Origin of the sequence: Pseudomonas guariconensis (genome assembly GCF_015680235.1) — a bacterium.
GTDB lineage: Bacteria > Pseudomonadota > Gammaproteobacteria > Pseudomonadales > Pseudomonadaceae > Aquipseudomonas > Aquipseudomonas guariconensis_A.
On sequence record NZ_JADLJL010000007.1, the window covers coordinates 1 to 10594 of the forward strand.

The 10594-nt window shown below is 65.1% G+C and carries 9 protein-coding genes; all 9 read right to left on the minus strand.

Annotation, left to right across the window (positions count from 1 at the left end; all coding sequences use genetic code 11):
• Nucleotides 1-140 precede the first annotated feature (140 nt).
• Nucleotides 141-1052, minus strand: coding sequence for a UDP-3-O-acyl-N-acetylglucosamine deacetylase (gene lpxC / locus IRZ56_RS07330; RefSeq protein ID WP_070092350.1), 912 nt, complete (start codon nucleotides 1050-1052; stop codon nucleotides 141-143).
• A 112-nt stretch (nucleotides 1053-1164) separates the two neighbouring features.
• Entirely contained in the window at nucleotides 1165-2361 is a 1197-nt protein-coding gene (gene ftsZ / locus IRZ56_RS07335) for a cell division protein FtsZ (RefSeq protein ID WP_084857291.1), read from the minus strand.
• Between the two features lie 55 nt (nucleotides 2362-2416).
• Nucleotides 2417-3673 (minus strand): cell division protein FtsA, encoded by a 1257-nt coding sequence (gene ftsA, locus IRZ56_RS07340; RefSeq protein WP_084857289.1) that lies wholly within the window; start codon nucleotides 3671-3673, stop codon nucleotides 2417-2419.
• A gap of 14 nt (nucleotides 3674-3687) precedes the next feature.
• Nucleotides 3688-4557, minus strand: a complete 870-nt coding sequence (locus IRZ56_RS07345; RefSeq protein WP_196144345.1) for a cell division protein FtsQ/DivIB — start codon at nucleotides 4555-4557, stop codon at nucleotides 3688-3690.
• Between the two features lie 5 nt (nucleotides 4558-4562).
• The gene (locus tag IRZ56_RS07350) at nucleotides 4563-5519 is read right to left on the minus strand and encodes a D-alanine--D-alanine ligase (protein ID WP_196144346.1); all 957 of its coding nucleotides are present in this window, start codon (nucleotides 5517-5519) and stop codon (nucleotides 4563-4565) included.
• Nucleotides 5516-6970, minus strand: coding sequence for a UDP-N-acetylmuramate--L-alanine ligase (gene murC / locus IRZ56_RS07355; protein ID WP_196144347.1), 1455 nt, complete (start codon nucleotides 6968-6970; stop codon nucleotides 5516-5518). The genes IRZ56_RS07350 and murC overlap by 4 nt, the downstream gene beginning before the upstream one ends.
• Nucleotides 6963-8042, minus strand: a complete 1080-nt coding sequence (gene murG / locus IRZ56_RS07360) for an undecaprenyldiphospho-muramoylpentapeptide beta-N-acetylglucosaminyltransferase (RefSeq protein WP_196144348.1) — start codon at nucleotides 8040-8042, stop codon at nucleotides 6963-6965. The genes murC and murG overlap by 8 nt, the downstream gene beginning before the upstream one ends.
• The gene (ftsW, locus tag IRZ56_RS07365) at nucleotides 8032-9246 is read right to left on the minus strand and encodes a putative lipid II flippase FtsW (protein WP_230381251.1); all 1215 of its coding nucleotides are present in this window, start codon (nucleotides 9244-9246) and stop codon (nucleotides 8032-8034) included. The genes murG and ftsW overlap by 11 nt, the downstream gene beginning before the upstream one ends.
• On the minus strand, nucleotides 9243-10589 hold the full coding sequence (gene murD / locus IRZ56_RS07370) for a UDP-N-acetylmuramoyl-L-alanine--D-glutamate ligase (protein ID WP_196144349.1): 1347 nt from the start codon (nucleotides 10587-10589) through the stop codon (nucleotides 9243-9245). Before murD ends, ftsW begins: the two co-directional genes overlap by 4 nt.
• Nucleotides 10590-10594: the final 5 nt, after the last annotated feature.

The following is a 10594-nucleotide window of genomic DNA, read 5'->3' on the forward strand; positions in this document are numbered from 1 at the left end:
TGTAGAGGACTTTCACCTCCAAGTCACCCACTCGACCACCACAGCCAAGCAGGTTGCGCTTGCGCGCAACGCGCCATGCCTGGCGCACCATAAAAAAGGCCACCCGAAGGTGGCCTCAATGAACTAGAGAGTGTTCGAACTTACACGGCCGCAACAGGGCGCATGTAGGAGATCGGTGCCGTGCTGGCATCTTCGAAAGTGACCACTTCCCAGGCGTCTTTCTCGGCAATGAGCTTGCGCAGCAGCTGGTTGTTCAGCGCGTGTCCGGACTTGTAGCCCTTGAACTCGCCGATCAGGCTGTTGCCCAGCAGGTAGAGGTCGCCGATGGCGTCGAGGATCTTGTGCTTGACGAATTCGTCTTCGTAACGAAGGCCGTCTTCGTTGAGCACGCCGTCCTCATCGACCACGATGGCGTTTTCCACGCTGCCGCCCAACGCAAGGTTGTGCTTGCGCAGGTACTCGATGTCGCGCATGAAACCGAAGGTACGGGCGCGGCTGACTTCCTTCACGAACGACGTGCTGGAGAAGTCGACGCTGGCGCTCTGGGTCCGGTTGCGCAGTACCGGATGATCGAAGTCGATCTCGAAGCTCACCTTGAACCCGTCGAAAGGCAGGAAGGTGGCGCGCTTGTCGCCCTCCTCCACCGTCACTTCGCGCAGGATGCGGATGAACTTCTTGGCTGCGTCCTGTTCTTCCAGGCCGGCGGATTGAATCAGGAATACGAAGGGGCCCGCGCTGCCATCCATGATCGGTACTTCCGAGGCGGAGAGCTCGACGTAGGCGTTATCGATGCCCAGGCCCGCCATGGCGGAGAGCAGGTGCTCGACCGTATCGACCTTTACGTCACCGTTGACCAGCGTCGTCGACATGGTTGTCTCGCCGACGTTGGCCGCGCGCGCCGGGATCTCGACGACAGGGTCGAGGTCGGCACGGCGGAAGACGATGCCGGTGTCCACAGGCGCTGGCTTGAGGGTCAGGTAGACCTTCTCCCCGGAGTGCAGGCCGACACCTGTGGCACGGATGGTATTCTTCAGGGTGCGTTGTCTAATCATGGCATTGGCCGCTTCAGCGCAAATTGCGAACAGGTATCAACAAAGGCTGGGGATGATAACAGACCCGGCCTTTGCTGAACACCAATCACCCCTATACCCCTGATAAATTCCATTAATCGGCCTGGCGACGCAGGAACGCCGGGATGTCGAGGTAGTCCAGATCATCCTGTGGGTTGAGTTTAGCTGCTGCGGCAGCACCGCCATGGGCCTGGTTGCGCATCACGGTCGGACGCTCCAGGTCACGGTAGTTGACTGCTGGCTGCTCCTGGCGAGCCGGTGCCGGGATGGACGCCTCGTACGCCTGTTGGGCGTTCTGCAGGGTGTTGTCCACGACCTTGACCGGCTTCTCGATGCGCGCGCCCAGGCCAGTGGCCACCACGGTCACGTGCAGTTCGTCGCGCATGTCCGGGTCGATCACGGTGCCGACCTTGACCATCGCGTGGTCGGAGGCGAAGGCCTCGATGATGCTACCGACGTCGGAGTACTCGCCCAGGGACAGGTCCGGGCCTGCGGTGATGTTCACCAGGATGCCGCGGGCGCCTTGCAGGTTGACGTCCTCGAGCAGCGGGTTGCGGATCGCCGCCTCGGTGGCTTCGCGGGCACGGTTCGGGCCGCTGGCGCAGCCGGTACCCATCATCGCCATGCCCATCTCGCCCATCACGGTGCGCACGTCGGCGAAGTCGACGTTGATCATGCCAGGGCGCTTGATGATGTCGGAGATACCGCGCACGGCACCGGCCAGTACGTCGTCGGCCTTAGCGAAGGCGGACAGCAGGCTGGCATCCTTGCCCAGGATGGTCAGCAGCTTCTCGTTGGGGATGGTGATCAACGAGTCGACGCTCTCGGCCAGCATGCGGATGCCTTCATCGGCGATCTGCATGCGCTTGCGGCCTTCGAACGGGAACGGACGGGTCACTACCGCAACGGTGAGGATCCCCATTTCCTTGGCCACTTCGGCGATGATCGGCGCAGCACCGGTACCGGTACCGCCACCCATGCCGGTGGTGATGAACACCATGTTGGTGCCCTGCAGCACTTCGGCGATACGCTCACGGTCTTCCAGCGCGGCCTGGCGGCCGACTTCCGGATTGGCACCTGCACCCAGGCCCTTGGTAACGCCGGTACCCAATTGCAGGATAGTGCGCGCGCCGATGTTCTTCAGCGCCTGTGCATCGGTGTTGGCGCAGATGAACTCGACGCCTTCGATGTTGCTTTTGACCATGTGGTTGACGGCGTTGCCGCCACCACCGCCGACGCCGATCACTTTGATGACCGGGCTTTGCGGGACGTTGTCTACGAGCTCGAACATTTTCCCTCTCCTTACAGTTCTCTAGTTTTTGCGCCTACCACTACTGCTTTGAAACTTAGAAGTTGCCCTGGACCCAACGCTTGAATCGCTCAAGCACCGGGGCCTTCGGTTCATCGCCATAGCTGTTGTTGCTGCTGTTGCCGGTCAAGGGCAGGTCCTCGGTCTGCTTTTGCAGGCCATAGGTGAGCAGGCCCACGCCGGTGGAATAGATCGGGTTGCGTACTACATCGCTCAGCCCCCGAACGCTGTGCGGCACGCCCAGGCGTACCGGCATGTGGAAGATTTCCTCGGCCAGTTCCACGGCGCCTTCCATCTTCGCGGTGCCGCCGGTGAGGACGATGCCGGCCGGCACCAGGTCCTCGTAGCCGCTGCGACGCAACTCGGCCTGGATGAGGGTGAAGAGCTCGTCGTAACGGGGCTCCACCACCTCGGCCAGGGCCTGGCGCGACAGTTCGCGCGGCGGACGATCGCCCACGCTCGGCACCTTGATGGTCTCGCCAGCGCCGGCCAGCTTGGCCAGTGCGCAGGCGTAGCGGATCTTGATTTCCTCGGCGTACTGGGTCGGGGTACGCAGGGCCATGGCGATGTCGTTGGTCACCTGGTCGCCGGCGATCGGGATCACCGCGGTGTGACGGATCGCGCCTTCGGTGAAGATGGCGATGTCGGTGGTGCCACCCCCGATGTCCACCAGGCACACGCCCAGTTCTTTTTCGTCATCGGTCAGCACCGAGTAGGCCGACGCCAGTTGCTCGAGGATGATGTCGTCGATTTCCAGGCCGCAGCGGCGCACGCATTTTTCGATGTTCTGCGCGGCATTGACTGCACAGGTGACCACGTGGACCTTGGCCTCCAGGCGCACGCCCGACATGCCCAGGGGCTCGCGCACGCCCTCCTGGTTGTCGATCACGTAGTCCTGCGGCAGGGTGTGCAGCACCCGCTGATCGGCCGGAATGGCCACGGCCTGGGCAGCGTCGAGTACGCGCTCGAGGTCGGCGGTGCTCACCTCGCGGTCGCGGATGGCAACGATGCCGTGGGAGTTCAGGCTGCGGATGTGGTTGCCGGCGACACCGACGAACGCCGAGTGGATCCGGCAGCCGGCCATCAGCTGCGCCTCTTCCACGGCGCGCTGGATCGACTGCACGGTCGATTCGATGTTCACCACCACGCCCTTCTTCAGGCCGCGGGATGGGTGCGTGCCGATCCCCACGATTTCCAGGGAGCCGTCGTCGGCCACTTCACCCACCAGCGCCACCACCTTGGAGGTGCCGATGTCCAGCCCGACGATCATTTTGCCGCTATGCGCGTTTGCCATGGTCCTGCCTCTCTCTAATTCTTCGCAACGGCGGGTTGGGCCGTCGTCGGTGCAATCGGTTCCCGCCAGCCAACGGCAAGCCCGTTGGCGTACCGCAGATCAACGCGGGCAATGTTGGTGATCTGCTCTTTGAGTGTCTTGTCGTAAATGGCAATGAAACGGCGCATCTTCTCCACCAGGTGGTCGCGCCCCAGCAGCAGCTCGATTCCGGGCCCGGCGCTGCCCGCGCCAGTGGTCAGGAACCAGCTGCCTCGCTCGCGCAGCTCCAGGCGAGCGATGGAAAAGCCCAAGGGGCGCAGCATCTGGCTCAATACCTGATACTGCTGCATGACTTGTTGCTGAGCACGCTGCGGCCCGAACAGCTGCGGCAGGTGCTCGTAGTTGGCCAGCTCGCGCGGGGTGAAGGCCTGCCCCTGGTTGTTGAGCAGGGCCTCGTCGCCCCAGCGCGCCACCGGCAACTGTTCTTCCAGGCGGATCACCACTTCGTCCGGCCAGACACGACGGACTTCGGCGTGGGCGATCCACGGCATCTGCTCGAGCTCCGTGCGCATCGCCGTGAGGTCGACGCTGAAGAAGCTCGCGGCCACGTAGGGCGCGATCCGCTGCTGCACCGCCTGCTGGCTGATGTAGCTCAGGTCGCCCTGCACGGCGATCTTGGTGATCGGCCGGTCGGCGTACGGCATCAGGCGCACGGCACCTTCATAGGCACCGAAGCCCGCGGCCACCAGTAGCACCGGCCACAGCAGGCGCTTGAACACACTGAAGTTGGCCTTGGGCAGGCGCGCCGACATTGGCTCCTTGGCCACCAGTCGGCTGGCACCACGCGGCACCGGCTTGCTACGGCCGGTGGCGGGTTGCTGATGACGTAACATCGCGCCTTGCATGGCTGTTAACCTCGCGTCTCGACGCTGGCAGCCAGGATCGCCAGCACCAACTGCTGGAAGTCCAGGCCGGCCGCGCGGGCCGCCATGGGCACCAGGCTGTGGTCGGTCATGCCCGGTGCGGTGTTGACTTCGAGCAGCCAGAACCGGCCCTGCTCGTCCTGCATCACGTCCAGCCGGCCCCAGCCTTCGATGCCGATGGCATCGCAGGCGCGCGCGGTCAGGTCGATCAGTTCCTGTTCCTTGGCACTGTCCAGGCCGCACGGGATGCGGTACTGGGTGTCATTGGCGATGTACTTGGCGTCGTAGTCGTAGAACACGTGCGGGGTGCCCAGCGCGATCGGCGGCAGCACCTGGCCACGCAGCACCGCGACGGTGAACTCCGGGCCGCGGATCCACTGTTCGACCAGCACCTGGGAATCGTACTTGGCGGCATCCTTCCAGGCGGCGACCAGCTCTTCGACGCTGTTCACCTTGGCCATGCCGATACTGGAACCTTCATGGGCCGGTTTGACGATCAAAGGGAAGCCCAGTTCCGTGCCCGCTTCGACACAATCGTTTTCGCTGCCCAGCACGGCGTGGCGCGGGGTCGGAATGCCCAGGCTCTGCCAGACCTGCTTGGTACGCAGCTTGTCCATCGCCAGCGCCGAGGCCAGGATGCCGCTGCCGGTGTAGGGAATGCCCAGGCACTCCAGCAGGCCTTGCATGCTGCCGTCTTCGCCGCCACGGCCGTGGAGGATGATGAAGGCGCGGTCGATCTTCTCGCTCTGCAGGCGAGCCAGCAGGTCATCGCCCACGTCGATGCCGACCACGTCGACACCGGCCTCGGTCAGTGCCTGCAACACGGCCTTGCCAGACTTGAGCGACACTTCGCGTTCGGCGCTCTTGCCGCCGTACAGCACGGCGACGCGACCGAAGGCCTTCACGTCCAGGGTGGAGTGCAACTTGGCGTATGCGCTGCTCATTTCGACTTCTCCGGGCTGGCGACCGCGCCAGCGAACAGCGGGCTCTTGATCAATTGCGGGGCCAAGCCACCGATGTCGCCGGCGCCCTGGCACAGCAGGATGTCGTCGGCGCGCAGCAGCGGCTTGACCAGCGGTGCCAGGTCGACACCACGCTCGATGTAGATCGGGTCCAGTTGGCCGCGCTGGCGGATGCTGTGGCACAGCTGGCGGCTGTCGGCGCCGGGGATCGGCTCTTCGCCGGCCGGGTAGACCTCCATCAGCAACAGCACGTTGGCGTCGGCCAGCACCTGTACGAAATCGTCGTACAGGTCGCGGGTGCGACTGTAGCGGTGCGGTTGGTAGACCATCACCAGGCGCCGGCTCGGCCAGCCGCCACGCACGGCCTTGATCACCGCGGCCACTTCGGTCGGGTGGTGGCCGTAATCGTCGACCAGCATCACGCTGCCGCCTTCGACCGGCAGCTCGCCGTACACCTGGAAGCGTCGGCCGACGCCCTGGAAGCCGGACAGCCCCTGGACGATGGCCTCGTCGCTGATGCCCTCGTCGGTGGCGATGGCGATGGTGGCCAAGGCATTGAGCACGTTGTGGTTACCCGGCATGTTGACCGAAACGTCCAGCGGCTCGCGATCACGGCGCAGCACGGTGAAGTGGGTCTGCATGCCCTGCTGGCGCACGTTGATGGCGCGGATGTCGGCCTCGTCGCTGAAACCGTAGGTGACGGTCGGGCGCTTGACCTGCGGCAGGATCTCGCGCACCACCGGGTCGTCCAGGCACATCACAGCCAGGCCATAGAACGGCAGGTTGTGCAGGAACTCGACGAAGGTCTTCTTCAGCTTGTTGAAGTCGCCTTCGTAGGTGGCCATGTGGTCGGCGTCGATATTGGTGACCACCGCGACCATCGGCTGCAGGTGCAGGAAGCTGGCGTCGCTCTCGTCGGCCTCGGCGATCAGGTAGCGGCTGGTGCCGAGCTGGGCGTTGGTACCGGCCGCGGTCAGGCGACCGCCGATGACGAAGGTCGGGTCCAGTCCGCCGGCAGCGAATACCGAGGCCAGCAGGCTGGTGGTGGTGGTCTTGCCGTGAGTGCCGGCCACGGCGACGCCATGGCGGTAGCGCATCAGTTCGGCAAGCATCTCGGCACGCGGCACCACGGGAATGCGACGCTCAAGGGCAGTGGCGACTTCCGGGTTGGCCGGGTTGATCGCGCTGGACACCACCAGCACATCGGCATTGGCGGCGTTCTCGGCGCGGTGGCCGACGAAGATCTCGGCACCGAACGACTCCAGGCGCTCGGTAACCGGCGAGGCCTTGAGGTCGGAACCGGATACTTGGTAGCCCAGGTTCAGCAGCACTTCGGCGATGCCGCACATGCCCACGCCGCCGATACCGACGAAGTGGATGCGACGGATACGGCCCATCTTCGGCTGGGGCATGGCTTTCTGGCTCTCAACCATGGGCCACCTCCAGGCAGATATCGACCACGGTGCTGGTTGCGGCAGGTTTGGCCAGGCGCCGTGCGGTGCTGGCCATGGTGTTGAGTTTCTCGGGTTGCATCAGCACCTCGTTCAGGCATTCAGCGAGCTGCGCTGCGCCAGTTGTCGCTTGTGGCATCAGGAAGGCGGCGCCTTCACGTGCCAGGTATTGGGCGTTGTGGGTCTGGTGGTCATCGATGGCGTGGGGCAACGGCACCAGCACCGAGGGCAGGCCGGCGGCCGCCAGTTCGCTGACGGTCAGGGCACCGGCCCGGCAGACCACCATGTCGGCCCAGCCATAGGCGTGGGCCATGTCCTTGATGAAGGGCTCTACCTGAGCCTCGACCCCGGCTTCGCGATAACGCTCGGCGGTGATCGGCGCATGCTGCTTGCCGGCCTGGTGGAACACCTCGGGGCGTACGCTGGCGGGCACTTCCGACAGGGCCTTAGGCAGCAATTTGTTCAATGGTTCCGCACCCAGGCTGCCGCCGAGCACCAACAGGCGTGCACGGCGCTCGGCCAGGGGCTCGCGATGGGCGTCCAGGAATAGCTCCGGGCGTACCGGGTTACCGGTGGTGCGGCGCTTGTCGCTGGCCTCGAAGGTGTTCGGGAATGCCTCGCAGACACGGGCCGACAACGGCACCAGCAGCCGATTGGCGGTACCTGCCCGGGCGTTTTGCTCGTGGATCACCAGCGGCACGCCGCACAGCCGCGCGGCAACGCCGCCAGGGCCGGTCACGTAGCCGCCAAAGCCCAGCACGCAGGCCGGCTTGAGCTGACGAATGACACGCCGCGCCTGGAGCACGGCCTTGACCAGGGTGAACGGCGCCTTGAGCAGCGACAGCTTGCCCTTGCCGCGCAGGCCGCTGACCTGGATCAAGTGCAATGGCAGGCCGGCCTGGGGCACAAGCTCGTTCTCGATGCCGCGCGGGGTACCCAGCCAGTGCACGCTGTAGCCGCGGGCCTGGAACTCACGAGCACAGGCCAGGGCCGGGAACACGTGGCCCCCGGTACCGCCGGCCATGATCAGGACGTTCTTGCCGTCAGCGGCCATGGTAGGTCTCCTCGGCAAAATCGCTTTCCTTGAATTCGTGCTCCTCGCTGCCCAGGTGCGTGCGGCTCTCCCATTCGATACGCAGCAACAAGCCCACGCAGGCGCAGCAGATCACCAGGGAGCTGCCGCCGTAGCTGAGGAACGGCAGGGTCAGGCCCTTGGTGGGCAGTAGGCCGACGTTCACGCCGATGTTGATCAGGAACTGGCCGATCCACAGGAAGGCCAGGCCGAACGCCATGTAGGCGGCGAAGAACTGCTTGGCCTTCTCGGCCCATAGGCCGATATACAGGGCACGCACGGTGACGAAGACGAACAGCGCCACGGTGCACAGCGAGCCGACCACACCCAGTTCCTCGGCCAGCACCGAGAACACGAAGTCGGTGTGCGCTTCAGGCAGGTAGAACTGCTTCTGCACGCTGTTGCCCAGGCCCACGCCCAGCCATTCGCCGCGACCGAAGGCGATCAGCGCCTGGGTCAACTGGTAACCGGAACCGAACTGGTCGGCCCACGGGTCGGTGAAGGTGATCAGGCGCGCCATCCGATAGGGTTGTGCCTGGACCAACACGAACACCGCCAGCACCGCCAGCACCACCATCAGGCTGAAGCGGAACAACCCCACCCCGCCGAGGAACAGCATTGCCGCCGCGGCGCCCATCATGACCACGGTGGCACCGAAGTCCGGCTCCATCAGCAGCAGGCCGGCCATCGGCAGTAAGACGATGAACGGCTTGAAGAAGCCCATCCAGCTTTCGCGCACTTCCTGTTGCCGGCGCACCAAGTAGCCGGCCAGGTAGATGACCACGAAGACCTTGGCGATCTCCGAAGGCTGGACGTTGAAGAAGCTGAAGCCGATCCAGCGCATCGAACCGTTCACTTCACGGCCGATGCCTGGCACCAGTACCAGCACCAGCAGGCCGAAGGCGCCGACCAGCATCATGAAGCCCATGCGCTGCCAGGTGGCGATCGGCACCAGCAGGGTGGCGCCGCAGGCGACCAGGCCCAGGGCCACGTACACCAGGTGGCGGAACATGTGGTACAGCGGGTTGCCCGACTGCACCGCGGCGACTTCCGAGGACGCCGAGGTGATCATCACCAGGCCCAGGCCCAGCAGCGCCAGGCAACCGGCGAGGAAGGCGAAGTCCAGGTCGATGCCACGGCCGCTGATCAGCGGCGATGGATAAGGCTTGAGGATGCCGAAGATCATGCCAGCCCTCCCGCCGCCTGGGCGAACAGGCGCCCGCGTTCTTCGAAGTTCTTGAACATGTCCAGGCTGGCGCAGGCCGGCGACAGCAGCACGGCGTCACCAGGCTGGGCCAGTTCGGCGCACTGCTGCACCGCTTCGTCCAAGGTCTTGACCCTGACTTGGTGCACGCCCTCGCCCAGCGACTCGGCCAGGCGTTCGGCGTCACGGCCCAGCAGCACCACCGCGCGGCAGAAGCGCGCCACCGGCTCGCGCAAGGCGCTGAAGTCGGCACCCTTGCCATCGCCACCGGCGATCAGCACCAGCTTGCCGTCGATGTCTGCGCCCAAGCCTTCGATCGCGGCCAGAGCGGCACCGACGTTGGTGGCCTTGGAGTCGTCGTACCAGTTGACGCCGTTGCGCTCGCGCACCCATTGGCAGCGGTGGGCGAGCCCGGTGAATTCGCGCAGAGCCTCGAGCATCGGTGCGAACGGCAGGCCCACGGCGTGCCCCAGGGCCAGGGCGGCCAGGGCGTTGCTCTGGTTGTGGGCACCGCGGATCTTCAGTTCGCGCACCGGCATCAATGCCTGGAATTCGAAGGCCAGGTGCTTTTCACCGTCCACTTCACGCAGACCGAAGGCCTTGAAGTCCGGCGTATTGAGGCCGAAGGTCCAGCATGGACGACCTTCGACCGGCAACGGCCGGCTCAGGGCATCCTGACGGTTCACCACCACCTGGCGCGCGCCACGGAAGATCCGGTGCTTGGCCAGGTGGTAGGCCGGCAGGCCGCTGTAGCGGTCCATGTGGTCTTCGCTGATGTTCAGTACGGTCGCTACTTCGGCGTTGAGCTGGTCGGTGGTTTCCAGCTGGAAGCTGGACAGCTCCAGCACGTACAGCTCCACCGCGTCGTCTAGCAAGTCCAGCGCCGGGGTGCCCAGATTGCCGCCCACGGCCACGCGCTTACCGGCCTTGGCGGCCATCTCGCCAACCAGTGTGGTCACGGTGCTCTTGGCGTTCGAACCGCTGATGGCCACGATCGGCGCCTTGGCAAACCGTGCGAACAACTCGATGTCGCCGGACAGCTTCACGCCACGTGCGGCAGCCTGCTGCAGGGCCGGGGTGGCCAGGGCCAGCCCAGGGCTGACATAGAGTTCGTTGGCGCGGCACAGGAAGTCCACGTCCAGTTCACCACAGCGCACTTCCACCTGCGGGTATTCACGGCGCAGGGTTTCCAGTTCCGGCGGCTGCTCGCGGGTATCGGCGACCGCAAAGGCGATGCCCCGGTTCGCCAGGAAGCGAACCAGGGACATGCCGCTCTTGCCGAGGCCGACAACGATGCGGAATTGGTCGGAAGCGATCAGTGACACGCTCA